The following is a 26,039-nucleotide window of genomic DNA, read 5'->3' as shown; positions in this document are numbered from 1 at the left end:
AGGGTGCTGGCGACCGACGGCCGCCGTCACCCTACCCAGGCGTGGGCGAGGCACTGACGGATCAGCCGGCCAGCGACCTGATGTACGCCTCGACCTCGTCGTAGCGCGGCAGCAGGCTCGCCGCCGCGGCCTCCTCCAGCGACGGCGCAGCCGTGTCCTTGGTCGACAGCAGGGCCTCGACCGGGCGACCCCGGCGATCCGTCGTCGGCCATGCGATGGCGAGCGTCGGATCGAGCGGGTGGACGCCGTGCTCCCTGCCGGGGGAGTAGCCCGTCGAGCACAGGTACATCACGGTCGAGTCGTCCTCGAGGGAGAAGAAGCCGTGGCCCAGACCCTCCGGCAGGTACACGGCGCGCCGGTCGACGTCGTCGAGCAGGACGGTGTCCCACGTGCCGAACGTCGGCGAGCCGACCCGGATGTCCACCACCACGTCGAGCACGGCGCCGCGGACGCAGGTGACGTACTTCGCCTGCCCCGGCGGCACGTCGGCGAAGTGGATCCCGCGCAGCACGCCCGCCGCGGACACGGAGCAGTTGACCTGCTGGAGGTCCAGCGGGTGCCCGACGTGCTCGGCGAACGGGGCGCCCTGGAACGCCTCGAGGAACACGCCACGGGGGTCGCCGTGCTGCACCGGGGTCACTTCCCAGGCGCCGGGCACGGACAGGGCGCGGTAGGTCATCGAGCTCCTTCGAACGACGTCACGACAGCGGGTGGTCGGCTGCTTCGAGCAGCCCGAGCAGGTAGCTGCCGTAGCCCGACTTCACCAGCGCCTCGGCTCGCGTGCGCAGCTCGTCGTCCGACAGGAAGCCGCGACGCCACGCCACCTCCTCGGGGGAGCCGATCTTGAGTCCCTGGCGCGACTCGATGGTCCGCACGAAGTCGGAGGCCTCCAGGAGCGAGTCGAACGTGCCGGTGTCCAGCCACGCGGTTCCCCGGGGGAGCACCTCGACGTGCAGCCGGCCCTGCTCGAGGTAGGTGCGGTTCACGTCGGTGATCTCGTACTCGCCCCGCGCCGACGGCCGCAGGTCGCGCGCGATCGCCACGACGTCGTTGTCGTAGAAGTAGAGACCGGGGACCGCGTAGCTGCTCTTGGGGTGCTCGGGCTTCTCCTCCAGCGAGAGGGCCCGGCCCTCGGCGTCGAACTCGACGACGCCGTACGCCCGCGGCTCGGCGACCCGGTAGGCGAAGACCGCGGCACCGTCGAGCGTCCTGAACCGCTGGAGCTGGGACCCCAGCCCGGGGCCGTAGAAGATGTTGTCGCCGAGCACCAGCGCGGCCGCCTCGCCGCCGATGAAGTCCGCCCCCAGGACGAAGGCCTGGGCCAGGCCGTTGGGCACCTGCTGCTGCACGTAGCTGATCGACACCCCGAACTGCGAGCCGTCACCGAGCAGGCGCTCGAACTGGGCGGCGTCGTGCGGCGTGGTGATCACCAGGATGTCCCGGATGCCCGCGGCGATGAGCGTGGACAGCGGGTAGTAGATCATCGGCTTGTCGTAGACCGGGACCAGCTGCTTGCTCACGCCGAGCGTGATGGGGTGCAGCCGGGTGCCCGAGCCGCCAGCCAGGATGATGCCGCGCATGGGCAGCCAGTCTGGCCCATGGGTGGCGTGCCACGCCAAGCCGCGGTCGTGCTCGCCCACCGCACCGTCGCGCGGTGGGTCAGGCGTGGGCGCCGTCGCGCTGCCTCGCGTCCGGGGCCGTGTCGATCGACGGGGTCGCTGTCGTCCGCCCGCGGCGGCTCAGCAGCCACACCGCGAGGGCGAGCGCCGCCGCGTTGAGGACGGTCAGGGCCAGTCCGGACAACGGCGGCGACCACGCCCCGGTGAACGCGTGGCGCCAGGAGCCGGTGTCGCCGACGGTGTAGCGCCGCAGGTTGGTGAGGAACGCCGCGAGCTCGACCGCGGCGAAGGCCGGCAGCAACGTCCCGACGACGCGGCGACCGAACCATCCCGGGAGGTCCCACGAGCCGGCACGCGCCCCGAAACCGGCCACGACCAGCACCCCGACGGTGAGCGGCAGCGAGTACCGCGCCGTCCAGATGTAGCCGACGTTGCGCGCCTGCCAGGCCTGGATGAGCACCGGCATCAGCACGGCGACCGCCACCGTGGCCAGCGTGCCGAGCCGGTCGCGCACCGAGCCGAGCGCCAGCGCCAGCAGCGTGGGCAGGCCGATCAGCGCGGCGGCGACCAGGACGACGAGGGTGGGCAGCAGGGTGTCGAGCCAGCCGAACCGGCCGATCGACATGACGAGGAAGTCGCCCGTGTCGACCAGGGTCCTGTTCGCCGTCGAGAAGAAGCCGAGCTCCGGATGAGCCGCGCCTCCACCCGCCAGGGTGCCGGCGCCCAGAGTCCAGACCAGCGAGAGGGCTGTGCCGAGGACGACCACGCCCATCCACGGCCACGTCCGGCGGTCGCGCAGCAGCGCCCGGACGCCCGACCAGGGGCCGATGGCCGCCACCACGAGCGCGATGGCGCCGAGGTACAGGGGCGACAGGCCGCGCGAGTTGACCATCAGCACGGACACCACGGCGATGCCGATCGACCGGGGGACCGCCCGGGTCCGGTCGGGGTCGCGGACCATCGCGGTGAGCGCGATCCAGAGCGTCAGCGCCGCGCTGATCTCGAGGCCGGAGGGATTCACGACGCTGTTGAGGAAGACCACCATCGGGGTCAGTGCGGCGACCACGCCGAGCACGGGGAACGAGCGTCGGCGGAGGGCGGCGAGCTCGCGGAAGCCCCAGGCGAGCACCGCCGACGTCAGCGCCGCCGAGAGCAGCCGCATGAGGTACACGACGGCGCTGCTCGGCGGCAGCAGCAGGGTCGGCAGGCCGACGACGGCGTAGTACAGCGGGTTGTTGCGGACCACCCAGGTGGAGGCGGGGGTCTGCACCGCCGCCGCCGAGCCGGACGGCAGCGGGGTCGCGCACCGCGCCGGCACGTCGCCGTGGAAGGCGAAGCAGATCGGGTAGGTCATCAGGTCCGCGTAGACCGCGGGCACGTCCACGACGCCGGAGCCCGGGTTGTCTGGCGCCGACCGGCCCTCGAGCTGGCCGCGCACCACCGCGGCGGCCTTCACGACGTGCGCGTTCTCGTCCGGGCCGGAGGCCAGCGGTGACGCCAGCGACCACGTCGCCGTGAGCAGCCACAGCAGCCCGAACGCGGACCAGAAGGTGCGCCGCCCCCTGTGCCTGGCGGTGCCCGACACCGGTTCGTCGGTCGGGGCTGAGGAGTAGTCCGGCATGGCTTCTTCCCACGTTCGCTCGTCGGGCCGGCTGCACGATAGCGCTGACCGCGGCTCGCTAGCCTTGCCCGGTGCGGATCGCGGTGGCCTTCGACTGCTTCTACCCGCTGAGCACCGGTGGCGGTGAACGGCAGTACCGCCTCTTCGCCGAGGCTTTCGTCGACCAGGGCTGGCAGGTCGACTACCTCACGCGCCGGCAGTGGACCGGGCCCGCACCCGAGGTGGCGGGTGTCCAGGTGGTCGCCGTGAGCGGGGCGACCCGCCTGTACGACGAGCACGGCACGCGCCGTCCGGCAGCCTCCCTCGTGTTCGCGTTCGGGCTGTTCCGCCACCTGGTCCGCCACCGGCGGTCCTACGACGCGGTGCTCGTCAGCGCTCTGCCGACGCTCAACGTCCTGGCCGCCCGCGCTGCGCTCGTCGGCACGCGCACCGCGTTCTGCTCCGACTTCCTCGAGGTGTGGCGGCCGGCGCAGTGGAGGGAGTACTCCGGTCCGGTGGTCGGGCGTGTCGCGTCGGCGCTCCAGCGGCTGGCCGTCCGCGTCAGCCCGTGGGTGAGCGCGCACTCGGCGATGAACACCGAACGCCTCCGTGCGGAGGGGGCGCGGCGCGAGCCCGTCCGCAGCCCGGGGCTGATCCACGGGACCGACCACATCGCGTTCGTCCCGGTCCCGGCGGACCCGCCGACGGTCGTCTTCGCCGGGCGGCACATCCCGGACAAGCGCGTCGAGGCGATCCCCGCCGCGATCCAGTTCGCGCGGCAGCGCGTGCCCTCGCTCCGCGCCGTCCTGCTCGGGGACGGACCGTCACGGGACTCGGTGCGCACCGCCGTGCACGCCCTCGGTCTCGACGACGTGGTCGAGCTCCCCGGCTTCGTCAGCCAGGCCGAGCTCGAGGCCACGGTCGGGACGGCCGCGGTGCTGGTCAACCCCTCACGGCGGGAGGGGTACGGCCTCGTCGTCGTCGAGGCCTGTGCCGCAGGCACCCCCGTGGTGCTCGTCCGGGCGGAGGACAACGCGTCGACGGAGCTCGTCGAGGACGGGGTCAACGGCTACGTGGCGGCCTCGACGGACGCCGCCGAGCTGGGGGCGGCCCTGGTCCGCGCGGTCGAGGGCGGAGCCGCGCTGCGCCGCAGCGCTCGCGACTGGTTCGAGCAGGCCGCCCGGACGCGTACGGCGGAGGCGGCGGCGCGCGCCATACTGACCGCGCTCGCGGGCGACGGGGCCCACGGCCGGCACGAGGACGAGGGATAAGGTGTCGCGACCCAGCACGAACCACCGGACGGACCAGATGGCAGCGCCCGCGACCTGCGAGCTCACGATCCTGATGCCGTGCCTCAACGAGGCCGAGACGCTCGCCACCTGCATCCGCAAGGCGCGCGCGTACCTCGACGCGTCGGGCATCGACGGCGAGGTGCTGATCGCCGACAACGGCAGCACCGACGGGTCCCAGGCGATCGCGGAGGGCCTCGGAGCGCGTGTGGTCCCCGTGGCCGACCGCGGCTACGGTGCGGCGCTCATCGGCGGCACGGCCGCGGCACGCGGCCGCTACGTGATCATGGGCGACGCCGACGACAGCTACGACTTCTCGGCGCTCGACCCGTTCGTCGAGCGGCTGCGCGCGGGCTACCAGCTGGTGATGGGCAACCGCTTCAGCGGGGGCATCGCGCCAGGGGCGATGCCGCCCCTGCACCGGTACCTCGGCAACCCCGTGCTGTCGGGCATCGGACGGCTGTTCTTCAACCGGAACATCCGTGACTTCCACTGCGGGCTGCGGGGCTACGAGCGCGACGCCGTGCTGCGGCTCGGCCTGGTGACCACCGGCATGGAGTACGCGTCCGAGATGGTGGTGCGCGCGAGCCTGGCCGGGCTGAGCATCACCGAGGTGCCGACCACCCTGAGCAAGGACGGGCGGTCGCGGCCGCCGCACCTGCGCAGCTGGCACGACGGGTGGCGGCACCTGAGGTTCCTGCTGCTGTACGCGCCCCGGTGGCTCTTCCTCTACCCCGGCCTGCTCCTCTTCGCCCTCGGCTGCGCGGCGACCGTGACCCTGATGTTCGGGCCGGTGCGCGTCGGTGACGTCGGCTTCGACACCGTCACGATGGTGTACACCGCGGCCATCACGCTGCTCGGGTACGAGGCGGTCATCTTCTCGGTGCTCACCAAGCTCTACGCGGCGCGCGAGGGCTTCCTGCCCATCGGTCCGCGGTTCCGGTGGGTGTACGAGCTGTTCACGCTCGAGCGCGGAGTGGTCACCGGTCTGGTCATCTTCGTCGCCGGGCTCCTCGCCGGGCTCGCGCAGGTGATCAGCTGGGGCGGTCGAGGGTTCGGCGCCCTCGACATGGGGGCGTCGATCCGCATCGGCATCCCCGTCACCCTCGGCCTGACCATCGGCTTCTTCACCGTGATGGCGTCGATGTTCGCGGGCACCCTGACGGTCGCCACCCGCGCGGAGGCCGGCGGTCGGATCCGCACGACCGACGACGAGACGTCGACGCTCGGCGTCCAGGCCCCGTGACGCGAGCCAGGGTCGCCGTCGACCTGCTCTACTTCACCGGTCGGCGAGGCGGCACGGAGACGTACATCCGCCAGGTGCTGACCAGGGTCGCGGGGCTCGACCCGGAGCTCGAGCTCGTCGGGCTGACCAACACGACCGGCCGCGACCTCCTGCGGGACTGGTTCCCGGGCGAGCTGCGCACGGTACCGATCTCCGGCGAGAACCGGCCGGTGTGGGCGCTGGCGGAGGTGCTCGCGGTGGACGCGCTCGCGCGTCGATCCCGCGCCGACCTCCTGTGGTGCCCCGCGAACTTCGGTCCGGTCGCCGGCCGCGTCCCGCGCCTGGTGACCCTCCACGACATGATTGCGTTCGACTTCCCGAACCCCGAGGTCAGCGCGGTGACGCGGGCGATCACCAGCGGCATCATCCGCGGCGCCGCGCGGGGGGCACGGGCCCTGCTGACCGACAGCGAGGACGCCGCCGCGTCCATCGTGCGCCACGTCCACGTCCCGCCGTCCCGCATCACGCACACGCCGCTGGCCTCGAGCGCGCCGCACCCGGTCGACGAGAGCACGGCGGCGCGGGAGCTGGCCGGTCTCGGGATCGACGAGGAGCGACCGTTCGTCCTCGCGACGGGCAACCGGCTGCCGCACAAGAACTTCGTCGGCCTGGTGCGGGCGCTCGCCCGCATCGACGCCGCGGTCAGACCGCGGCTGGTGATCACGGGGAGCCACGGTGCGGACCCGTTGCGGCCAGCCGTCGAGGAGCTGGGGCTCGAGGCCGACGTCAGCCTCCTCGGCTGGGTGACGACCGCCCAGCTCGAGTCGCTCTACGGCCGGGCCGCGCTCTACGTCTGCCCGTCCCTGTCCGAGGGGTTCGGCCTCCCGGTGCTGGACGCCATGGCGCGCGGGGTCCCCGTCCTGGCCAACGACATCGCGGTCCTCCGGGAGGTCGGCGGCCCGGCGGCGGAGTACGTCGACGCGACAGATCCGGACCTGCTCGGCGTCGCCGTCAGCGGCCTGCTGGCGGATGCGGGGCGCCGTGCCGCCATGCGGTCCGCCGGGTACGAGCGGGCGGCGTCGTTCAGCTGGGACCGCACGGCGGAGCTCACGCTGGCCGTGCTGCACGGGCTGCTCCGGACCGGCGCGCCAGCGACGACATGAGGGCCCTGCTCGGCCGCCTGGCCGGATTCGGCGGCCTCCCGCTGATCTCCCTGATCACGCCGCTCCTGGTGCTGCCCGTGATCGGGCGCGTTGCGGGCTCCGGCGGCTGGGCGAGCCTGGCGGCGGGGGAGTCGATCGGCACGCTCGGCGGCATCGTGATCGGCTACGGCTGGAACGTGTCGGGGCCGCCGCGGATCGCGGCCGAGCCCGACGCGGAGCGGCGGTACGCGCTGTACCGGCAGAGCCTCGTCGTCCGGGGCGCGGTGGCGAGCCTCGTGCTGCCGGTCGTGGTGCTGCTGTCCGTGGTCGCCGCTCGTGCGGGGTACGAGCTGCCGACGGCGCTCATGGGCGTGTCCGCATCCGTCACCGGCCTGTCGTTCGCCTGGTTCTGCGTCGGCGCCGGCGACCCGCGGTCGATCGCGGTCTTCGAGGCGGTGCCCAGGGTGGCCGCCGCAGCGGCCTCAGCAGGGCTGATCCTGCTGACCCGCCAGCTCGTTGTCTACCCCGCGCTCGCGGTCAGCGTGTCGCTCGTCGGGATCGTGCTCTTCAGCCGCAGGGTGCCGGGCCGCCGTCCGCTCCCGCGGACCCGGCTGCCGCAGCTGTGGCGCCTGCTGGTCCGCGACCGTGGGCTGGCCGCCATCGACATCGCCGGGAGCGCGTACGGCTCCGTCCCCGTTCCGGTGGTGAACGCCGTCGCCGCACCGGTGCTCGCGAGCTCCTACGCCTCGGCAGACAAGCTGTACCGGTTCGGGCAGTTCGTGCCCATCACCCTGGCCAACGCGTTCCAGAGCTGGACGGTCGAGGCCGGCCGTGCCGGGCGCAGCAGGCGCCTCCGCTTCGCGCTGCTCGCCCATGGGCTCCTCGGCGCCACGGGCTGGCTGGTGTTCGCCGTCGCCGGCCCGTGGGTGTCCGGGCTGCTGTTCGGGCCCGAGGTCCGGGCCACCGCCGCCGTCTGCTTCTGGCTCGGCGCTGCGTTCGTGCTGCTCTCGCTGCGCACGGCCGTCGTGCGGCTGGTGCTGGTCCCCGAGGGGAAGGTCCGGATCGTCTTCGCCGCGACCATGGCCGGCACGCTCGTCGGGGTCCCCGCGATCGTCGTGCTCACCTCGTTGGCCGGACCGGTCGGGGCCGCCTGGGCCCTGGTGCTGAGCGAGGTCCTGAGTGCTGCCGTGCTGGCGTCCGCGACCGCGCACGAGATGCGGCTGGCGGCCCGGACGTCCGGCGAGGGGCCGTCCGTGGGCGTCGCCGGAGACCTGCGTGGTTGAGCGCCGGGCGCGGTCGTGACGGCCGCACCGACCGCCCGGGCCTCGGTACCATCACCCGGCAACCGCTCACCCACCCCGAGGTTCCCGTGCTGAGGATCACGCAGGCGACCCAGGCGTATGCCTGGGGCTCGTCGAACGCACTGCAGGACACGCTGGCGCTCACGCACGACGGGGTGCTCGCCGAGGCGTGGATGGGCGCGCACCCGTCCGCCCCGTCCCTGGTGCTGGACGACGGGCTCGAGGACCTCGTCGAGCTGCTGCGACGGACCCCGCGCGAGGCGCTGGGCATCGACGTGGTCAACCGCTTCGGCTCGCAGCTGCCCTACCTGCTCAAGGTGATCGCCGCCGAGCACCCGCTCTCCCTGCAGGTGCACCCCCACATCGACGCCGCCCGCGCCGGCTACGACGCGGAGGACGCCGCCGGCGTCCCGATCGACGCGCCGCACCGCAACTACAAGGACCGCAACCACAAGCCCGAGCTGGTCTACGCGCTGACCCAGTTCGAGGCCATGTGCGGGTTCCGCGCCCCGCGCCGGGCGGCGGAGATGTTCGCGGACCTCGACTGCCCGCTCGCCAAGGAGCTGCACGGCATCCTGGTGGAGAAGCCGTCCACCGAGGGCATCCGCGAGGCGTTCACCCGGCTGCTGGACCCGGCGACCCGGCCCGGTCCGGAGGAGGTGGCCCGGCTGGCCGAGGCCGTCGCGGCCCGGCTCGCCGACGGGTCACCGTCGCCACGCACCGACCGCACCGTCGGGCTGCTGCAGCGGGAGTACCCGGGCGACCCGGGGGTGGTGACGTCGATGCTGCTCAACCCCGTGACGTTGCAGCCCGGCGAGGCGATGTTCGTGCCGGCGGGTGGCGTGCACGCCTACCTGCACGGTGTCGGCGTGGAGATCATGGCGAGCTCGGACAACGTGCTGCGGGCGGGGCTGACCCCCAAGCACGTCGACGTGCCGGAGCTGCTGCGCAACGTCGACTACGTCGCGGCGCCTCCGATCCGGATCGCCCCGGAGGTGTTCCACGGCGCCACCAAGGTGTTCTACGCGCCGGTGGACGACTTCGAGCTGTCCGTCACCGAGCTGGCCGACGACGACGACCACCCGCTGCCCGGTCGGGGACCGCGGATCCTGCTGGCGCTCGCGGGGGAGCTGACGGTGGCGACGTCGAACGACGGCACCGTGACGCTGACCCAGGGCCAGGCCGCCTTCGTGCCGGCGAGCGACGGACGGCTGCGGGTGCGCGGTCGAGGCCGGCTGGTGCAGGCCGACGTGCCCTGACCGACCCGGGGCCCTTCGTGGACCGCGGCTGCGGTAGGTCGGAGCCTGCCGCGGACCGGCCGTCGGCGGCGAGCCGCTACAGGCGGTCCGACGTGACGCGTTCGCTCGCGACGAGTGCAGTGCGGCGTGGGGTGTCGGAGCGGAGGGCGCCAGCCATCGCGGCGTCCACCAGCACCACGGAGCCGGCGCCGGCCAGCACGGCCAGCACCGCGCCGAGCGTCCCTGGTAGGTCGCCGCCCTCGAGGAGCGCCCTGTCGGCGGGCGGGGCACCGGCCGCTGCAGCGGCCGCGGCGGAGAACAGGTCCACGTGGCTCGTCGTCCCGGCTGGTGTGGCCAGCGCCGGCGCGGCGGGGTCGACGGCCGGTGACCACCCGATGCGGTCGGAGTAGGTCATCACGGCGCTCGCCGCGTCGACGGCGCCCGCCGGCAGGGGTCCGTCGAACCGGCGGGCCAGGGCGGCGAGCGTGACGACGACGAGATCCCGCGCCGCAGCGTGTGCCGACGGACGGTCCGTCACCACCAGATCAGCGGCGGTGCCTGGATCGTCGGACGACCCTGTTGCGTCCCCGGCGTCGACGCCTGCGGCCTCCCGCGCCGGCGTCACCACGCAGGCGCCCACCCGCCACGCCGCGAGCGCCCACACGACGGACCGCCAGTGCGCCGGCAGGTCGAGCAGCACACGCGCGCCGGGCGCGGCATCGAACTCCTCGACGAGCAGGTTGGCGGTCTTCGAGACCCAGTTGTCGAGCACCGCCCCGGACAGCTCGACGCGTTCGCCGGCCTCCGAGTACCAGGTCAGGCGCGGCCGTCCGGGGTCGGTGGTGAGCAGGGCGAGGAGCTCGGCGACGGAACGCGGTGGGGTCGGCACGCCGTCAGGGTAGGGCGACACGCCGGGCCGCCCAGAATTCACCCCGGACGAGGCGGACAAATACCACGGCTCCGGTTGACTCCCCAGAACGACACGCGTGTAATTCATGGCAACCGCGGTGGCGCGGGGCAGTGATCTGGCAGGCCGGTTCGACCACTCGACAGCCCGAGGACAGCCCACAGACCCAGGCAGCACCGAGCACCAGACCCGCACGGAGGCACGTATGTGGAACCTGCTCGACGACGACGACGAGAGCTTCCCGTCGGACGCGAAGGTGGTCGGGTCGGTCTCGGCGTCCAACGTGCACTCCCTGTTCGGGGAGGCCGAGGACGACGGCCTGATGGGGTGGCAGGAGCGCGCACTGTGCGCGCAGACCGACCCGGAGGCCTTCTTCCCGGAGAAGGGCGGCTCGACGCGCGAGGCCAAGAAGGTCTGCACGCAGTGCGAGGTCCGGGCCGAGTGCCTCGAGTACGCGCTCGCCAACGACGAGCGGTTCGGCATCTGGGGCGGGCTCTCCGAGCGCGAGCGGCGCAAGCTCAAGCGGCGTGTCGTCTGAGGACCACCTCCGCGAGGCCGACGGCGTCGCGGGAGTGTCGCAGCCGGGCGGGCACCCGGCTGCGTCGCATGATGGCGCGAGCATGACACAGACCGTCCAGGGCCCAGCCGCCCCCACCACGACGACGTCGTCGATCCCCGTGACGGCGCCGGTGACGGCCGTCGTCGTCACCGCCGGTCTCACCCGCTACCTGCCGACGACCCTCGCCGCCCTCGCGGCACAGGTCAGACGACCGTTGCGGGTGCTGGTCGTGGACGTCGGCGGGCCGGACGGCGTCGCGGCGGCGCTGGACGAGGCGTTCGCGGGTTCCCCGGCCCCGGCCCCACGGCTCGCGCGCACGACGGCGCCGGGGTCGAAGAGCTTCGGCCAGGCGGTCACGCGCGGCCTGCTGACGGCGGCCGAGGCGCTCGGCGAGTCGCCCACGCCGTGGCTGTGGCTGCTCCACGACGACAGCGCGCCGGCGCCGACCGCGCTCCTCGAGCTGATGCGTGCGGTGAGCCACGCACCGTCGGTCGCCGTCGCCGGCGCCAAGCAGCGGACGTGGACCGAGCCGGAGCGACTGCTCGAGGTGGGCCTGCGCACCACCCGGTGGGGTCGCCGGATGTCCGACGTCGAGGCCGGCGAGCTGGACCAGGGCCAGCACGACGGGCGTACCGACGTGCTCGGCGTCGGCCTCGCCGGTGCGCTCGTCCGGCGCGACGTCTGGGACGCGCTGCGCGGCACGGACGCCGCGCTCGGACCGTTCGGTGACGGGCTGGACCTGTCCCGCCGGGCTCGCCTGGCAGGGCACCGCGTCGTGGTGGTGCCGGCCGCCGTCGTGCGGCACGCCCAGGCCCTGTACCAGGGACTTCGGGACGCCGACGCCGGCCCCGAGACGGACCTCGACGGTGACGGTGAGCCGGACCTCGGCGACCCGCGACGGTCCTTCGCGGCGCGCCGGCGCTCTGCGGTGCACGCCCGGCTCGTCGCGGCACCGCTGCCGCTCGTCCCCTTCGTGGCTGTCGCCGGTCTGCTCGCCGCCGTGGTGCGGGCGCTCGGTCAGCTGGCCGTCAAGCAGCCCGGTCTGGCCGTCGCCGAGCTGACCGGCTGCCTCGCGGCACTCGGCCGGCCGGGGGCCGTGCTCCGGGCGAGGCGGGTCGCCGCTCGCACCCGCGCCGTCCCGCGGCGGACCCTGTGGCCGCTGCAGGCCGGTCTGCGGGACGTGTGGACGCAGGAGCAGGACCGGCGGCTCGCCCGGCTCGAGGCGCGGAAGGTGCAGCGTGCACCGTCCGAGCTGGAGATCGGCGAGCTCGCCGCGATGGCCACCCGTCGGCGCTGGACCGCCCTGGCGCTGACGGTGGTGCTCCTCGTGGCGTCGCTCGCGGCGTTCGGGCGGCTGCTCGGACCGGTCGTCGGTGCGGGGGCCCGCCTGGTCGGGGGCGCGCTCGCGCTGAGCTCGTCCTCCGTCGGGCAGCTGTGGCAGGCCGCGTCCTCCGGCTGGGTGCGGGACGGCCTGGGGCAGGCCGCGCCGGCGGACCCGCTGCTCACGGTGCTCACGGTGCCGACGCTCCTGGCAGGTCACCTGCAGGCCGTCGTCGACGTGCTGATGCTCGGTGCGGTGGTCCTGTCCGGGATCGGCGCCTGGGCCGCTGCCGGCGCGGCCACCCGGTCCGCGGGCGTGCGTGCGTGGGCGGCGCTGGTCTGGGCGGCCGCTCCCGCGCTCCTCCTCGGTGTCGGCGGAGGCCACCTGGGCGCCGTCGTGGCCCACACCGCGCTGCCGTGGGTCGCGCTCGGCATGGCGCGCGCCGTCGGCGTGCAGCGCGTCGACCAGGTGCTGTCCGGTCTGGTGACGGTGCGTCGGGCGGACGACGAGGACGACGGCGTCGTCGACCTCGACGAGGGCGCGGAGCCGGAGACCGCGGCGTCCGCCGCACGGACCGCGGCGATCCCGTCGCCCCGGCCGGCGCCTGCGGGTGGCGTCGTCTCCGCGGCCGGCAGCGTCGGGGGTGCCCCGCTCGCCGCCGCCGTGTCATCGGACGGTTCGTCGTCGGAGCACCTCGGCGAACCGGTGCACTCGGGGGACTCGACACCGGAGCCGGGTCCCGTTCTCGTCGGGACGCCGGACCCGACCGGCTCCGTCGCCGGGGCGGCCGGTGCGGCACTCGCGCTCGCCGTCGCCGTCGCAGGCGCCCCTGTGCTGCTCGTCCCGGCCGTCGTGCTGGCGGTGGTGGCGGCCGCGACGGCACCCCGCCGGCGGGGCCGGCTGCTGCTGGTACCGGTCCCGGCCGTCGTGCTGGCGGGCCCGTTGCTGGCCGAGGTGGTCCGTCGCGGGGTGCCGGGACTGCGGCTGCTGCTCGCCGAGCCCGGCCTGCCCGTGCAGTCGGTCCCCGCCGGACCGCTGCTCCGGCTGCTCGGCGTGCCGACCGATCCCGGTGCCCTCGTGCCGGTCGGGCTGCACGGCACGGTTGCTGTCGTCTGGCCGGTGGCCCTGGTCGGCAGCGTGCTGCTGCTGGCCGTGCTGGCGCTGCTGCGCGGCGCCGCGGTGGCTCGCGGTGTGCGGGTCGGGTGGCTGGTGGCCGTCGTCGGGCTGGCGGCCGCCACCGTGCAGGCGCAGCTGCCCGCCGTGCACGACGCCGCCGGGGTCGGTCGGGCGTGGGTCGGTGCGTCGTTGTCGCTGGCGCTGCTCGGCCTGCTGACCGCGGCGACCCTCGGCACCGACCGGCTGCAGGCGAGGCTGACGCGGTCGACGTTCGGCTGGCGGCAGCCGCTGGCCGTGCTCGGGAGCGTGGTCGTGGTCGTGGTCGCAGTCGGTTCGCTCGCCTCGTGGGTCTGGACGGCGCCCGGAGCGACGTCGCTGCGGGCGCTCGGGCGTCCCGTGGTGCCGGCCGTCGCGCAGCAGGCCCAGCAGGGCGTCGACGCGTCGCGCGTCCTCGCCCTCAGCGCGACGACCGACGGCGTGTCCTGGGAGCTGCTGAGGGGCGACGGTCTGGACCTGGTCGACCAGGCTGCCGCGGTCCAGACGGGGTCGCTGGGCGGCGGGCTGCGTTCGGCGACCGTCGTCGCCGCCGATCCGGCGACCACGGAGCTCCGCACGCTCGTCGCGCGGCTGACGAGCACGGCGCCCGGGGACGTGGCCGGTCCGCTCGGCGCCCTGGCGGTCGCCCACGTGGTCGTGCCACCTCTGGCGGTCGGCACCTCGGACACCGACCCCCTGGCCGGCGCGCGCGCACAGCTCGTCGGCCGGCTCGACGCGACCCCTGGACTGGAACGCGTCACCGAGAACGCGTCAGGGACGTTGTGGCGGGTGCGTGCGGCCGTCGGCGCGGACGGGTCGCCGGCACCGACGGTGGTGACGTCGTGGGCTCGGCTGGCGAAGGCGGCCGGCGACGTGACGGATCCCGCGACCGCCGTGACCGCGGTCCCGGCGACCGACGCGAACGTCGACACGACCGTACCGACCGGTGCGCCCACGCGGGTCCTCGTCCTGGCCGAGCGCGCCGACCCCGGCTGGCACGCCTGGCTCGACGGACGGCCGCTGCGGTCGGTGCAGCTCGGCTGGCGCCAGACGTTCGAGGTCGGTGCTGCAGGAGGTCACCTGGTGGTCCGCTACGACTCGCCGACCCGGACCGGGTGGCTGGCGCTGCTCGCCGTGACCGGGGTGGTCACCGGGCTGCTCGCGCTGCCGATCCGCCGGCGCCGGGCAGGTCGCTCGTGAGCGCCCGTCCCGCCGTGCAGCGGGGGCTGCGCGCGCTGTCCGGCGTCGCGGTCCTCGCGCTCGCGGCGGCCACGGTGGTCGGCGCGAGCCGGCTGCCCGCACCGACGAGCACCGCGGACGGTCCGGCCCTTGTCGCCGTGCCCGCCTCCGCCGCCACCGCGGTGTGCCCGGGCCCGCTGATCATGCCGAAGGCGTCCTCCAGCGCGAAGTTCAACCCGGCGCCCGTTCCCCCCGTCACCTCGGTGTCCGTCCTCTCGGCGCCGGACGAGGGCACGTCCGGGGCCGGCACCGTGCGTGCCCTCAGCGGCTCCGCGGTGCTCGCACCGCTGTCGGCGGACGTGCCTGCCGCGGCGCTGGCGGGCACCACGGGACCCGTCGTCGTGCGAGCCGAGCCGGGCAGCACCGGCGGTGCACGCGTCGCGGCCACCGCGGTCGGCCTGGTGACCGACGGTGACCTGCGAGGCCTCTCGGCGGAGACGTGCACGGCACCGACCTCGGACGCGTGGCTCGTCGGCGGCTCGACCGACCTGGGCCGCACGGCCGTGCTGGTGCTGGTGAACCCCGGCAGCACGGCGGCCGAGGTCGGCGTCGAGGCGTGGGGGCCCGACGGACGCCTCGACCTGGCCGGCGGCTCGCAGGTGGTGCCGCCGCACGGCAGCCGATCGGTCACCCTCGAGGCGGTCGCCGCGGCGCAGCGCTCGATCGCGGTGCACGTGCGGGCCACCGGCGGACAGGTGTCCGCCTGGGTGCAGGACGGCGCCGTCCGGGGCTTCACGCCCGCCGGTGCGGACCTCGTGGTGCCCGGCAGCGCGCCGGCCCAGCGGCTCACGATCCCCGGGCTGCTCGTGGACGCCTCGACGGTCGACAGCCCCGACGCGCCGGTGCTGCGGCTGCTCGCACCGGGCGCCACCGGCACCACGGCGACGGTCAGCCTCCTCGGGTCCGACGGTCCGGTCACGTTGCCGGGTGCTGGCACGGTGGACCTGGCGGCCGGGTCCGTGACGGACCTCCCGCTCGGCGGGCTCCCCGCCGGCCAGTACACGGTGGTCGTCCAGGCGGGTCAGCCCGTGGTCGCCGCCGCGGAGTACTCGCGGGTCGGGACGCCCGGCGCGCTGGACACCCAGCCGCGGGTGGAGCGCGCCTGGGCCGCCGCCGTGGCACCGGCCGGCGGGCTGGTGGTGCCGGCGCCCGGGACGGCCGACACGCTCGTGGTGGGCGCGGTGCCGCGTTCCGGCGACCCCACGGCCCAGGGGTCCGGCGCGGCCGCCTCCGTCACCGGGACGCTGCGCCTGCTCCGGTCCGACGGCAGCGTGCTCGACGAGCACCAGGTCAGCGTCGACGCCGGGACGACGGCGGCGTGGCCGCTCGCGAAGCTGGTCGCCGATCCCACGCAGGTCGCTGGGGTGTCCCTGGTCACCACGGACGGCCCCGTCGAGGCGTCCTGGGCGCTGGTCGCGGAGCGCGCACAGTCCGACGGCACGTTGGTGTCCCTGCTGCTGCCGGCCCCGGAACCGACCGCTGCCGGCCGGATCGCCGTCCGGCAGGACCCGCACGTCGGGCTGGGCTGACCGCCTCAGCGTGCCGCGCGCAGCTCCACCTGCTCGCGCAGCCACAGCCCGCTGCGCAGCACCAGACGCACCGGTGCCATCCGCCAGCCGGTGTACCGGCGGGACAGGTACCGCCAGGCGCTGGCGTGGTGCGCGCGGATCATCGGGGCGGGTCGTGACCGCCACGACGTGCCGCCGATGTGCGTGACGGCCACCTGCGGCGCGTAGAGGTTCACCCAGCCTGCGGCACCGAGCCGCTCACCGAGGTCCACGTCCTCGAAGAACATGAAGTAGTCCTCGTCGAACCCGCCGACCTGCTCGAACGCCCGCCGTCGCAGCACCAGGCACGCGCCGGACAGCCAGCCGGCCGCGCGCTGGACCCCGACGGTCTCCTGACGTGCCTGGTAGGCGCGCGTCCACGGGTTGCCCGGCCACACCCGGCCCAGCACCGCGTGGCCGACGCCCTGGGTGAGCGACGGCAGCTCCCTGGCCGAGGGGTACACGGTGCCGTCGGTGTTGAGCAGGGCGGGTCCGACGGCACCGGCCTCGGGGTGCGCGGCGGCCACGTCGAGCAGCCGGTCGAGCGAACCCGCGGGCCACTCGAGGTCGGAGTTGGCCACCACGAGCCACTCCGCCGTCGCGTCCATCGCACCGACGTTCGCGGCGGCTCCGTAGCCGAGGTTGCGTCCGGGGACTACCAGGCGCGCACCGTGCTCGTCGGCGACCGCCCGAGACACGGTCTGGTCGTCGCCGTTGTCGACCAGCACCAGCTCGAAGGGTCGCGAGCTCGCCGTCCGCAGACCGTCGGCGAACCGCGCCAGCTCCGGTCCGGGGTGGTAGACGACGCAGACGACGCGGACGGCCGGGATCGGGGTGCTCATCGTCCGGACAGGCTATCGGCCCTCGCCGTAGCCGGGGTCCACGTCCTCCGGTGACCGGCCGAGGAGATGCGCCACCTGCTCCACGACCACGTCGTGCACCAGCTCGGCGAGGTCCGCGCGGTCCTCGGCGCGCGCCTCGAGCGGCCGCCGGTAGACGACGATGCGGGCCGGGAGCCCCGCGTCGGACGGGAAGCACCGGCCCAGCGGCACCCCGCCGCGCTCCCAGGGTGCCGGGTTGGACGGCGGTACGTCCTCGACGGCGAACTCCGTGCCGTCGAGCTGCCGCGCCCAGGTCCGCTCGAGCTCCTCGACCGCGTCGAGCACCAGGTCGTCGAAGAGCTCCGCACGGGTCCGGTAGGCCGGGAGCGTGCTCGGCAGCAGGGGGCCGCGAGGGCCGCGACCGCGACGGTCACGACGACGGACGGGCGCGGCGGGCGACCCCGTGCGGGCGGCCGGGGCTCGTGACGACGAGGTCGGCTCCGGGAGCCGGTCACCGGTGCTGTCCGTGTCCGCCGGGCGACGTCCCCGACCGGGCAGCTGCCCGGGGAACGAGCCCCGCCGAGAACCCCGTGACCTCACCACTGGAACTCTAGTCGCCGCCTCCGGGCGCACCCGGGCCCGGAGGCGGCACCGTCCGGGGGTGTCCCGGCCGAGGTGTCGCACCTGCGTTGTAGCGTCAGCGCGTGCGATCCGTTCGGCAGTGCTCCCGCTCGGCGTGCGCGCGCCCGGCGGTGGCGACGCTCACCTACGTCTACGCGGACTCGACCGCGGTGCTCGGCCCCCTCGCCCAGCTGGCGGAGCCGCACTCCTACGACCTGTGCGCCGAGCACGCCGAGCGACTCACCGCGCCGCGCGGCTGGGAGGTCGTCCGGCTGCTGCCCGACTTCGAGCCGGCGGCCCCGAGCCACGACGACCTGCTCGCCCTGGCGGACGCCGTCCGTGAGGCCGGTCGACCCGCCGTCGCGGTGCTCGAGCCGGAGCCGGTGGCGCAGCCCGTCACGCCGGACGGTCGCCGTCGCGGGCACCTCCGCGTGGTGCACGGCGAGGAGAGCGTGCGGTGACGCGGCGGCGCGAGTCCCGTCGCGTCGCCGAGGGGCCCGTCCCGCTGGGGTCGGTCAGCCAGGGCAGCGGACCGCTGGTCGAGGGGACGCGCGAGTGCCAGCGTTGCGGCTCCACCGACCTGGTCCGCATCCGGATGAGCACGCCGACCGGGCGCGCGGCTGTGTTCGTCTCCTGCCCGGCCTGCGAGAACCGTGCGTGGTTCGCGCTCGACGGGGACGGGACGCCGCTCAGCGACGAGGACGTGACGGGCCGCCCCGCGGGCGGTCCCGGGGCCGGCCGGTAGGCTCGTCGGCGCCCTCGACGCCTGCGAAGGAGCCTGACCCGTGACGGAAGCTGACGACCCGGACCGCCTGGTGGCGGTGCTGCGGGACGCCGTCGACCCCCGGGACGCCCGTGCCCTGCACGTGGTGGTCCACGCCGGCACACCGGGCCATGCCGAGGCGCTCCAGCAGCTGCTGGCGGACGGGCCGGTCCGGCTGACGCTCGTCAGCGGCCCCGGAGCCGACCTGTCCGACCTGCGCAGCGTGGTGCTCGAGCACGGCGCCGACGCGGGCGCGGTGCTCGCCGGCGACGCGGTGCACCTGCTCGACGAGCGGGGCGAGCCGGTGCCGCCGTCGACCGTCCTCACCGTCGTGGGCCTGCGCCTGACGGCGGCGGAGCTGGCCGCGGGTCGCGTCCCGCTCGTGCTGCACGACGACCTCACCTCACGGGCGGTGCCGGACCTGCTCGCCGCTGCCGGTGCGGCGACGGCACGCGTGCACCGCGCCGAGCTGGCGGAGCAGCTGGCCGTCCGGGGCGCCGTGCTGGGTGGCGGCGCCGACGGCCGGCTCGTCGCGCGGGACGCCGGTCCGGCGACCGCCGGCCTGCTCGCGCTGGTGCACGTGCTCGCCGAGCTCGGTCGCCAGCCGCACACGTTGTCGGTGCTGGCCGAGCTCTACCAGCCGTACGTCACGGCGGGACCGATCGCCGTCGAGGTCGCGGACGCGGACGGCGCAGTCGCGCGGGTGGTCGAGGCCTACGTGACCCATCCGGGCGGCGGGCCGGTCGAGTCCGAGGAAGGCGACGGGCTGCTGGTCTCGCACTGGGACGCCCCACCTCCGTGGTGGTTCGCGGTCCGTCACCTGGGCGACGGTGTGGAGCTGACGGTCGAGGCGGCCGACGAGGACGTGCTGGACAAGGTGCGCGACGACGTCCTGTCGTTGCTGCGGACGGGGGAGGACCGATGAACGAGCCGGCGACGAGCCTGGAGCCATGGGCACGAGAGCTGCTGCGGTGTCCGGTGACCGGGGCGACGCTGACCGACGAGGTGGGTCCGGACGGGCAGCCCGAGCTGGTCTCGACCGATCCCGACCGGCCGCTGGCGTACCCCGTCCGCGACGGCATCCCCGTGCTCCTCGCCGACGAGGCGCGGCCGGTCACCCCGCGCTGAGCCGCTGTCGGTGCGTGGTCGCCTAGGCTGACCTGCGTCGACGCAGGCCGCACGACCGGGGGAGACGGGCATGGCGCACGAGGGCGGCACCAGGGCGATCATGGCGGCGCTCGCGGCGAACCTCGGGATCGCCGTCACCAAGTTCGTCGCCTTCCTGCTCACCTCTTCCAGCTCGATGCTCGCCGAGTCGGTGCACTCCGTCGCCGACTCCGGCAACCAGCTGCTGCTGCTGCTCGGCGGCCGGCGTGCCCGGCGCCTGCCCGACGAGACGCACCCCTTCGGCTACGGCCGCGAGCGGTACGTCTACGCCTTCATCGTCTCGATCGTGCTGTTCACGCTCGGTGGCCTGTTCGCGCTGTACGAGGCCTGGCACAAGTGGGCCGACCCGCACCCGCTCGAGGGTCGCTGGTGGTGGGTCCCGCTCGTCGTGCTCGTCATCGCGTTCGTGATGGAGGCGTCGTCGTTGCGGACGGCTGTGCGGGAGTCGGACGCGGCACGGGCCGGTCAGTCCTGGCCGTCCTTCATCCGCACCGCCAAGGCGCCCGAGCTCCCGGTGGTCCTGCTCGAGGACTCCGGGGCGCTGATCGGTCTGCTGCTCGCCGGCCTCGGCGTCGGGCTGACGCTGCTCACCGGCGACGGCCGGTGGGACGCCGTGGGCACCGCCGGCATCGGCCTGCTGCTGGTGCTCATCGCCGCGGTCCTCGCGGTGGAGACGACCTCGCTGCTGCTCGGTGAGGCGGCGTCCGCGGCGGACGTCGCGGCGGTCCGCGCGGCGCTGGTCGGGGACGGGGTGGCCTCCGTCATCCACCTGCGGACGCTGCACCTGGGGCCGGAGGAGCTGCTGGTGGCGGCCAAGATCGAGGTGACGGCCGACGACAGCGCCGCGGACATCGCCGCGGCGATCGACGCCGCGGAGGTCCGGGTCCGGTCGGCGGTGCCGATCGCGCGCGTGATCTACCTCGAGCCGGACCTGCGTCGGACGGCGCCGTCGGCCTGACGTCGCACCGCCACCGGCGTCCGGCGCCGGAACCGCTCAGTCCACCGGGTCCGGGATGGCGTGCGGCAGCCGCGTGAGGGCCGCCGCCTCGACCGACTCACGGACGGCCCGGCGCTGCTCGGCGGCGAGCTCGCGCTCCCTGCGCTCGGCGAGCACCGCCGCGAGGAAGTCCTCCGGGTGCGTGCCGGGCGGGGGCAGGGGACGAACGTACTGCTGCACCTGTGCGGTCAGCCGGCCGCCGAGCTCCATCCGCGAGGCCGGGTGCAGAGCCCGCGCCCGGCCCAGGAACTGCCGCACGGCCAGCGCGAGACCGTCCGGCAGTCGTGCCACGTCGGCGTGCGACGCCCACCGGGCCAGGTACGGCGGCATCGGCACGGGCGTGCGCACGGGCGCCTTGCCCCGGACCCGTGCCGCGTAGGTCCCCGCCAGCACGTCGCCGAGCCGCTTGCCCTGCGGGTGCGCGACGCTGACCAGCAGCGCCACGACACCGGACGTCAGCCACAGCTCGAACACGCCCGTCAGGGCGCGCACCAGCGCCTGCCGGAACAGCACCGGGCCGCCGTCGTCCCGCACCACCCGGATGCCCATCGCCAGCTTGCCGAGCGACCGCCCCCGGCTGAGCGTCTCCACCGTCGCGGGCACCAGCACCGTCACCGTGGCCAGCGCCACCACGCCGACCGCCCGCGCCGCCTTCTCGTCCGGCACCAGGTTCAGCGCGCCGAACAGCAGCCAGGCGAGCGCGCCGATCACCACGGCGAGGGCCAGGAGGTCCAGCACGGTACCGAGCGCGCGGGAGGCGAACGAGGCCGGCCTGGTGTCCAGCAGCACGGCCTCGCCGGTGAGGATGCCCTCGTCCACGGTGCCTCCCTCAGGTCCGGGTGCAGGCTATCGGGCCCGACGGCCCCGGCGCCGGGCGTCGCGATGGCAGGCTGTGCGGCATGGACCTCGACGCCCTGGTGGTCGCGCGGACGCCGGAGTGGGACCGCCTGGACCGGCTGGTGCGCCGCCGGCGGCTGTCGGGCGCCGAGTCGGACGAGCTGGTGCGGCTCTACCGGGCCACGGCCACGGACCTGTCGACGCTGCGGTCGGCCGCTCCCGATCCGGAGACGGTCACACGGCTCTCGCAGCTGCTCGGCCGGGCGCGCGCCCGGATCGCCGGGACGCACGAGCCGGCGTGGCGGGACGTCGCCCGGTTCCTCACCGTGCTGCTGCCGGCCGCGCTGTACCGGATCCGGTGGTGGACGGTCGGCGTGATGGTGGCGTTCCTCGCGGTCGGCGTCGTCAGCGGAGCGTGGGTCGCCACGCATCCGGAGGCGCTGGCCGCGATGGGGACCCCGGCCAGCCGCAAGGAGTACGTCGACCAGCTGTTCGCCGCCTACTACGACCCCGGCGTGACGTTCGCCGCGATGGTGTGGACCAACAACGCGTGGATCTCGGCGCTCTGCGTCGCCACCGGCATCACCGGCGTGGTGCCGGTGTACTTCCTGCTCAGCAACGCGGTGAACGTCGGTGCGGCCGGTGGCCTGATGGCGGCCTACGGCCGGCTGGACATGTTCCTGCAGCTGATCAGCCCGCACGGCGTGCTCGAGCTGACCGCGGTGTTCGTGTCCGGTGCGGCCGGTCTGCGCCTGTTCTGGACGCTGGTCGACCCCGGCCCCCGGCCGCGTGGCCGGGCGCTCGCGGAGGAAGGTCGGGCGCTGTTCACGGTGGCGCTGGGGCTGGTGGGCGTCCTGGCGGTGTCGGGCCTCATCGAGGGCTTCGTCACCGGCTCGCAGCTGCCGTGGGCGGCGAAGATCGCCATCGGACTGACGTCGCTCGCGGCGTTCTGGGTCTACGTGCTCCTGCTCGGTCGCCGCGCCGCACGCGCGGGCCAGACGGGCGACCTGGAGCTGGACCGCGCCGGCTATGCGGTGGCGACCGCGGGCTGACGGCACGGCACCGCCACCAACACCAGTGCCTCCGTGGCACGAGGCCGCCGCGTGGAGCCGCCCGTCACGACGCGGCGGCGACCTCGATCCGACGGTCCGCCACGTCGCCGGCGAGCAGGGTGAGCACCCCGTGGGCCTCCGTGTCCAGCTCGTCCCGCTGCTGAGCCGAGAGGTGGACGAACGGCTCGACGCGCAGGGTCACCGACCCGGGTGCACCGGCGCCGGCCGTCCCGCGCTCGCGCCGCAGCCGCCAGACACCGCCGACCTGCCCGTCCACCAGCACGGTCCCCGGACCGCTCCCGTTCGGCGTGACCAGCCGGCGCCGGACGTCCTCGGGCACGATGCGGGTGCGGTCGGCATGGGACAGCACCACGTTGTCGAAGTCGGGGAGGAGCCGCACCGGCGCCGGGGTGTCCTCGTCGGGCCGCGGGGCGTCCGGCACGTCCAGGAGCACCGTCCGGTTCCGTCCCGCCCGGGCCGCCAGCGGGCGCAGGTGCAACACGCGGTCACCCAGTGCCTGCACCACCGGCGCGAGACGCGTCATCCCCGACCAGGCCTGCACGTCCGCGACCGACGCCGGTCCGAAGGCGGCGAGGTAGCGGAGCACGAGATCGCCCACCACCTCCGCCCGCACGTCGGGGTCGTGCAGGTCGGGAGCCGCCGCGACCGTCTCCGGGCCGAGCCACGACTCGGCGGTCGTCCACGTGGTGGCCATGCTGGCGCCCCACTGTCCCCGTGGCGTGACCTGCACCAGGGACAGCAGGCAGCGCGCGGCGTAGGCGAGGTCGCTCGGCGGGTCGTGCGGCAGCTCGGCTGCGAGCGCGAGGCCGAGCTGGGTGGGCCGCATCGGCGTGCGCTCGAGCAGCTCCCGAGCGCGGACGGCTATCCGGTCCAGCTCCGCCGCGGACAGGCCGCGCGTCTCGCGCGAGAGGGTCCGTGCGGTCAGCACCGGGAGGGTCAGCGCGTCCTGGGCGGTGAGCAGGTGGACGGTGCTGCGCATGGCGGCGACCCGGGCCGTACGACGGTCGGCCAGAGTGGCGGCCAGGTGCGGCGGTGCGAAGCCCTCGAGGCGGCTCCAGAGCGCGATGTACGGCGACGTGGGGTTCTGGGCCTGCAGCCCGACGAGCTGACCGACGAGCCGCTCCGCCGCGCCCGCTCCGTCGCTCTCCGCCGGTGCACGCGCCAGGAGGTGCTGACGGGCGAGCAGCGCGCGACCCAGCGCGCGGGGGGAGAGCTCGTCGTCGGGCACGCGGCGACCGTAACGCCGGCCACCGACACCGGGAGTGCTCAGAGCCGGCCGGCCGCCTTGAGCGCGAGGTACGTGTCCGCGAGGCGCGGGGCGAGCTCGTCCGGCAGCGCGTCCAGCACCTCCACGCCGAGACGTCGCAGGCGCTGCGACACGGCCTCGCGCTCCAGCACGGTGCGCTCGGCCGCCGCGGCGTCGAACACCTCGGCCGCGCTGCGGCGACCGTGCCGCAGGTCGTCCACCTCGGGGTCCGCGACCGAGGCGAGCACCACCACGTGCCGGTCGGTGAGCCCGGCGGCCACGCCGAGGACCCCCCGCTCGACGGCGGCGGGGTCCACGGTGGTGAGCAGCACCACCAGCGACCGTCGGCTCAGCCGGCTGCGCACCTGACCCACCAGGCCGGCCCAGTCGGCCTCGACCAGCGCGGGCTCGACACCGGCCAGCGACTCCGCGACGGCCGGCAGCACCCGGCTGCCCGTCCGCCCGGCGGTGCTCGCTCGGACCCGGCGGTCCCAGGCGAGCAGCTCGACGCGATCACCGGCCCGCGTGGCGAGCGCCGTGAGCAGCAGCGCCGCCTCGATCGACGCCTCCAGCCGCGGGGCGTCCAGGACCCGGACGGCGCTGGTGCGGGAGGTGTCGACGACCACCAGCACCCGCCGGTCCCGCTCGGGCCGCCAGGTGCGCACCACCACGTCGGCGCGACGGGCGGTCGCGCGCCAGTCGATGGACCGCACGTCGTCACCGACGACGTACTCGCGCAGCGAGTCGAACTCCGTCCCGGCCCCGCGCACCTGCACGGCGGCGCGCCCGTCCAGCTCGCGCAGCCGGGCGAGCCGGCTCGGCAGGTGCCGCCGCGAGGCGAACTCCGGAAGCACCCGCAGCCGCCCGGGAACGGCGAGCGACGCCTGGCGTCCAGCCAGTCCGAGCGGACCGACCGTGCGCACCGTCACCGCCCCCGCCGGGATGTCGCCCCGCCGGGTCGGCCGCAGCGCGGTGACCACGCGGGCGGCCTCACCGACGGCGACGTCGAGCGTGTGACGCGGCGACCGTCTGCCCAGCGCAGCCGGCGCACCCACGTCGAGCGACGCCGAGGTCGGCAGCGCCGACGGCGGCCACGCGTCCCGGACCAGGCCCCGCAGCCGGCGCCGGTCGAGGTTGGTGATCGTCAGCGTCGAGCTCGTCGGCTCGGTCCTGCGGACGGACGCCGGCACCGACCGGGACACCGCCAGCCGGCGTGGGGACGCCGCGAGGGCGACGTCCACCGCGCACAGCGCCGCGACCAGCGCCACCCACGCGAGAACCGTGCCCGGGACCGGCAGCAGCAGCACCGGGACGGCGCCGAGCGCGGTCAGCGCCACCGCACGCCACGTGATCGCCACCGGGGCGCCTCAGCGGGGGACCGGCACCGAGGCGAGCACGGTGTCCAGCACCGACTCCGCCGTGACGCCCTCCAGCTCGGCCTCGGCACGCAGCTGGACCCGGTGGCGCAGCGTCGGGTGCGCGAGCGCCTTGACGTCGTCGGGCGTCACGTAGGGTCGTCCGCTCAACCAGGCCCAGGCCCGCGAGGTCGCGAGCAGCGCCGTCGCACCTCGAGGCGAGACACCCAGCGACAGCGACGGCGACTCGCGCGTCGCCCGGCACAGGTCGACCACGTAGCCGAGCACCTCGCGCGCCACCTGCACCCGGGCCACCTCGGCGCGGGCCGCCGCCAGCTCGGCGGGGCCCGCGACCGGCCGCAGGCCGGCGGCGGTCAGGTCGCGCGGGTCGAAGCCGGCGGCGTGCCGGGCGAGCACCTGCACCTCGTCGGCGCGCTCGGGCAGCGGCAGCAGCAGCTTGAGCAGGAACCTGTCCAGCTGGGCCTCCGGCAGCGGGTACGTCCCCTCGTACTCCACCGGGTTCTGCGTGGCGATCACGACGAACGGGTCGGGCAGCCGTCGCGCCGCGCCGTCCACCGAGACCTGCCGCTCCTCCATCGCCTCGAGCAACGAGGCCTGGGTCTTCGGCGGTGTCCGGTTGATCTCGTCGGCCAGCAGCAGGTTGGTGAACACCGGCCCGGCCCGGAACGAGAACTCCGCGGTCCGCGCGTCGTAGACCAGCGACCCGGTCACGTCGCCCGGCATCAGGTCGGGCGTGAACTGCACGCGCTTCGTGTCCAGCGCGAGGGCCGCCGACAGGCTGCGCACCAGCAGCGTCTTGGCGACACCCGGCACGCCCTCGAGCAGCACGTGCCCCCGGCACAGCAGCGCGATGACCAGGCCGGTGACCGCGGCGTCCTGACCGACCACCGCCTTGGCGACCTCGGCCCGCACCGCGGCCAGCATCCCCCGCAGGTCGACGGAGGGGCCCGGGGCCGCGGCGTGGGACCCGGTCACACCCGCCCCCGCGGCGGGCGGGTA

24 protein-coding genes are annotated in these 26,039 nt (G+C 75.2%); 14 read left to right on the top strand and 10 right to left on the bottom strand.

All coding sequences use genetic code 11. The features are described from left to right. Positions 1-61 precede the first annotated feature (61 nt). The 3 genes from N0B34_RS00810 to N0B34_RS00800 all read right to left on the bottom strand — a co-directional run bounded on the left by N0B34_RS00810 (position 62) and on the right by N0B34_RS00800 (position 3,240). On the bottom strand, positions 62-679 hold the full coding sequence (locus N0B34_RS00810) for a dTDP-4-dehydrorhamnose 3,5-epimerase family protein (protein ID WP_263729280.1): 618 nt from the start codon (positions 677-679) through the stop codon (positions 62-64). A gap of 19 nt (positions 680-698) precedes the next feature. Beyond that, positions 699-1,580 carry a glucose-1-phosphate thymidylyltransferase RfbA gene (gene rfbA, locus N0B34_RS00805; RefSeq protein WP_263729279.1) on the bottom strand — a complete coding sequence of 294 codons (882 nt, stop codon included), beginning with the start codon at positions 1,578-1,580 and terminating at the stop codon, positions 699-701. Positions 1,581-1,659: 79 nt separating this feature from the next. Next, the gene (locus N0B34_RS00800) at positions 1,660-3,240 is read right to left on the bottom strand and encodes a DUF2142 domain-containing protein (RefSeq protein ID WP_263729278.1); all 1,581 of its coding nucleotides are present in this window, start codon (positions 3,238-3,240) and stop codon (positions 1,660-1,662) included. A 71-nt stretch (positions 3,241-3,311) separates the two neighbouring features. On the opposite strand from N0B34_RS00800, the gene N0B34_RS00795 reads away from it, so the two are divergent. The 5 genes from N0B34_RS00795 (at position 3,312) to manA (ending at position 9,435) form a co-directional block, all read left to right on the top strand. After that, positions 3,312-4,490 (top strand): glycosyltransferase family 4 protein, encoded by a 1,179-nt coding sequence (locus tag N0B34_RS00795; RefSeq protein ID WP_263729277.1) that lies wholly within the window; start codon positions 3,312-3,314, stop codon positions 4,488-4,490. 37 nt (positions 4,491-4,527) lie between these two features. Then, the gene (locus tag N0B34_RS00790; RefSeq protein WP_263729276.1) at positions 4,528-5,754 is read left to right on the top strand and encodes a glycosyltransferase family 2 protein; all 1,227 of its coding nucleotides are present in this window, start codon (positions 4,528-4,530) and stop codon (positions 5,752-5,754) included. Further along, entirely contained in the window at positions 5,751-6,896 is a 1,146-nt protein-coding gene (locus tag N0B34_RS00785) for a glycosyltransferase family 4 protein (RefSeq protein WP_263729275.1), read from the top strand. Before N0B34_RS00790 ends, N0B34_RS00785 begins: the two co-directional genes overlap by 4 nt. Continuing rightward, a complete protein-coding gene (locus N0B34_RS00780) occupies positions 6,893-8,158 on the top strand; it encodes a polysaccharide biosynthesis C-terminal domain-containing protein (protein ID WP_263729274.1) in 1,266 nt (421 codons plus the stop codon). The genes N0B34_RS00785 and N0B34_RS00780 overlap by 4 nt, the downstream gene beginning before the upstream one ends. An 86-nt stretch (positions 8,159-8,244) precedes the next feature. Beyond that, a complete protein-coding gene (gene manA / locus N0B34_RS00775; protein WP_263729273.1) occupies positions 8,245-9,435 on the top strand; it encodes a mannose-6-phosphate isomerase, class I in 1,191 nt (396 codons plus the stop codon). 76 nt (positions 9,436-9,511) lie between these two features. On the opposite strand, the gene N0B34_RS00770 is transcribed toward manA, so the two are convergent. After that, positions 9,512-10,303, bottom strand: a complete 792-nt coding sequence (locus N0B34_RS00770) for a TIGR03089 family protein (RefSeq protein ID WP_263729272.1) — start codon at positions 10,301-10,303, stop codon at positions 9,512-9,514. Between the two features lie 223 nt (positions 10,304-10,526). On the opposite strand from N0B34_RS00770, the gene N0B34_RS18020 reads away from it, so the two are divergent. The 3 genes from N0B34_RS18020 (at position 10,527) to N0B34_RS00755 (ending at position 16,121) form a co-directional block, all read left to right on the top strand. Beyond that, positions 10,527-10,859: a WhiB family transcriptional regulator gene (locus N0B34_RS18020; RefSeq protein WP_291759222.1), complete on the top strand. Its 333-nt coding sequence runs from the start codon at positions 10,527-10,529 to the stop codon at positions 10,857-10,859. Between the two features lie 82 nt (positions 10,860-10,941). Next, positions 10,942-14,553, top strand: coding sequence for a glycosyltransferase (locus tag N0B34_RS00760; RefSeq protein WP_263729271.1), 3,612 nt, complete (start codon positions 10,942-10,944; stop codon positions 14,551-14,553). Further along, complete coding sequence (locus tag N0B34_RS00755) at positions 14,550-16,121, top strand: DUF5719 family protein (protein ID WP_263729270.1); 1,572 nt, start codon at positions 14,550-14,552, stop codon at positions 16,119-16,121. Before N0B34_RS00760 ends, N0B34_RS00755 begins: the two co-directional genes overlap by 4 nt. Before the next feature lie 5 nt (positions 16,122-16,126). On the opposite strand, the gene N0B34_RS00750 is transcribed toward N0B34_RS00755, so the two are convergent. Next, complete coding sequence (locus N0B34_RS00750) at positions 16,127-16,981, bottom strand: glycosyltransferase family 2 protein (RefSeq protein ID WP_263729269.1); 855 nt, start codon at positions 16,979-16,981, stop codon at positions 16,127-16,129. 12 nt (positions 16,982-16,993) lie between these two features. After that, on the bottom strand, positions 16,994-17,560 hold the full coding sequence (locus tag N0B34_RS00745) for a metallopeptidase family protein (protein WP_263729268.1): 567 nt from the start codon (positions 17,558-17,560) through the stop codon (positions 16,994-16,996). A 104-nt stretch (positions 17,561-17,664) separates the two neighbouring features. On the opposite strand from N0B34_RS00745, the gene N0B34_RS00740 reads away from it, so the two are divergent. The 5 genes from N0B34_RS00740 (at position 17,665) to N0B34_RS00720 (ending at position 20,469) form a co-directional block, all read left to right on the top strand. Next, complete coding sequence (locus N0B34_RS00740) at positions 17,665-18,042, top strand: DUF3499 domain-containing protein (protein ID WP_263729267.1); 378 nt, start codon at positions 17,665-17,667, stop codon at positions 18,040-18,042. Then, on the top strand, positions 18,039-18,326 hold the full coding sequence (locus tag N0B34_RS00735; protein ID WP_263729266.1) for a hypothetical protein: 288 nt from the start codon (positions 18,039-18,041) through the stop codon (positions 18,324-18,326). The genes N0B34_RS00740 and N0B34_RS00735 overlap by 4 nt, the downstream gene beginning before the upstream one ends. Before the next feature lie 40 nt (positions 18,327-18,366). After that, positions 18,367-19,269 carry a hypothetical protein gene (locus N0B34_RS00730; RefSeq protein WP_263729265.1) on the top strand — a complete coding sequence of 301 codons (903 nt, stop codon included), beginning with the start codon at positions 18,367-18,369 and terminating at the stop codon, positions 19,267-19,269. Then, positions 19,266-19,472, top strand: coding sequence for a Trm112 family protein (locus N0B34_RS00725; protein WP_263729264.1), 207 nt, complete (start codon positions 19,266-19,268; stop codon positions 19,470-19,472). The genes N0B34_RS00730 and N0B34_RS00725 overlap by 4 nt, the downstream gene beginning before the upstream one ends. A 70-nt stretch (positions 19,473-19,542) precedes the next feature. Further along, on the top strand, positions 19,543-20,469 hold the full coding sequence (locus N0B34_RS00720; protein WP_263729263.1) for a cation diffusion facilitator family transporter: 927 nt from the start codon (positions 19,543-19,545) through the stop codon (positions 20,467-20,469). Between the two features lie 36 nt (positions 20,470-20,505). Here N0B34_RS00720 and N0B34_RS00715 read toward each other — a convergent pair whose 3' ends face one another. After that, positions 20,506-21,327, bottom strand: coding sequence for an RDD family protein (locus tag N0B34_RS00715; protein ID WP_263729262.1), 822 nt, complete (start codon positions 21,325-21,327; stop codon positions 20,506-20,508). Positions 21,328-21,407: 80 nt separating this feature from the next. On the opposite strand from N0B34_RS00715, the gene N0B34_RS00710 reads away from it, so the two are divergent. Then, the gene (locus N0B34_RS00710) at positions 21,408-22,397 is read left to right on the top strand and encodes a stage II sporulation protein M (protein WP_263729261.1); all 990 of its coding nucleotides are present in this window, start codon (positions 21,408-21,410) and stop codon (positions 22,395-22,397) included. 64 nt (positions 22,398-22,461) lie between these two features. On the opposite strand, the gene N0B34_RS00705 is transcribed toward N0B34_RS00710, so the two are convergent. From N0B34_RS00705 to N0B34_RS00695, 3 genes are read right to left on the bottom strand one after another with little or no spacing between them, the layout of a single operon-like run. After that, positions 22,462-23,646 carry a winged helix DNA-binding domain-containing protein gene (locus N0B34_RS00705; protein ID WP_263729260.1) on the bottom strand — a complete coding sequence of 395 codons (1,185 nt, stop codon included), beginning with the start codon at positions 23,644-23,646 and terminating at the stop codon, positions 22,462-22,464. 38 nt (positions 23,647-23,684) lie between these two features. Then, complete coding sequence (locus N0B34_RS00700; protein WP_263729258.1) at positions 23,685-25,022, bottom strand: DUF58 domain-containing protein; 1,338 nt, start codon at positions 25,020-25,022, stop codon at positions 23,685-23,687. 9 nt (positions 25,023-25,031) lie between these two features. Further along, positions 25,032-26,015, bottom strand: a complete 984-nt coding sequence (locus N0B34_RS00695) for an AAA family ATPase (RefSeq protein ID WP_263729865.1) — start codon at positions 26,013-26,015, stop codon at positions 25,032-25,034. Between the last annotated feature and the right edge of the window lie 24 nt (positions 26,016-26,039).

Origin of the sequence: Cellulomonas sp. SG140 (assembly GCF_025770785.1) — a bacterium.
Classification (GTDB): domain Bacteria; phylum Actinomycetota; class Actinomycetes; order Actinomycetales; family Cellulomonadaceae; genus Cellulomonas.
This window is presented reverse-complemented; position numbering and strand designations above follow the sequence as displayed.

Excerpts from the sequence above, each read along its gene's own strand:
- N0B34_RS00810 (WP_263729280.1), bottom strand. The coding sequence starts at position 679 with ATGACCTACCGCGCCCTGTCCGTGCCCGGCGCCTGGGAAGTGACCCCG.
- rfbA (WP_263729279.1), bottom strand. The coding sequence starts at position 1,580 with ATGCGCGGCATCATCCTGGCTGGCGGCTCGGGCACCCGGCTGCACCCC.
- N0B34_RS00800 (WP_263729278.1), bottom strand. The coding sequence starts at position 3,240 with ATGCCGGACTACTCCTCAGCCCCGACCGACGAACCGGTGTCGGGCACC.
- N0B34_RS00790 (WP_263729276.1), top strand. The coding sequence starts at position 4,528 with ATGGCAGCGCCCGCGACCTGCGAGCTCACGATCCTGATGCCGTGCCTC.
- N0B34_RS00780 (WP_263729274.1), top strand. The coding sequence starts at position 6,893 with ATGAGGGCCCTGCTCGGCCGCCTGGCCGGATTCGGCGGCCTCCCGCTG.
- N0B34_RS18020 (WP_291759222.1), top strand. The coding sequence starts at position 10,527 with ATGTGGAACCTGCTCGACGACGACGACGAGAGCTTCCCGTCGGACGCG.
- N0B34_RS00760 (WP_263729271.1), top strand. The coding sequence starts at position 10,942 with ATGACACAGACCGTCCAGGGCCCAGCCGCCCCCACCACGACGACGTCG.
- N0B34_RS00750 (WP_263729269.1), bottom strand. The coding sequence starts at position 16,981 with ATGAGCACCCCGATCCCGGCCGTCCGCGTCGTCTGCGTCGTCTACCAC.
- N0B34_RS00725 (WP_263729264.1), top strand. The coding sequence starts at position 19,266 with ATGAACGAGCCGGCGACGAGCCTGGAGCCATGGGCACGAGAGCTGCTG.
- N0B34_RS00720 (WP_263729263.1), top strand. The coding sequence starts at position 19,543 with ATGGCGCACGAGGGCGGCACCAGGGCGATCATGGCGGCGCTCGCGGCG.
- N0B34_RS00710 (WP_263729261.1), top strand. The coding sequence starts at position 21,408 with ATGGACCTCGACGCCCTGGTGGTCGCGCGGACGCCGGAGTGGGACCGC.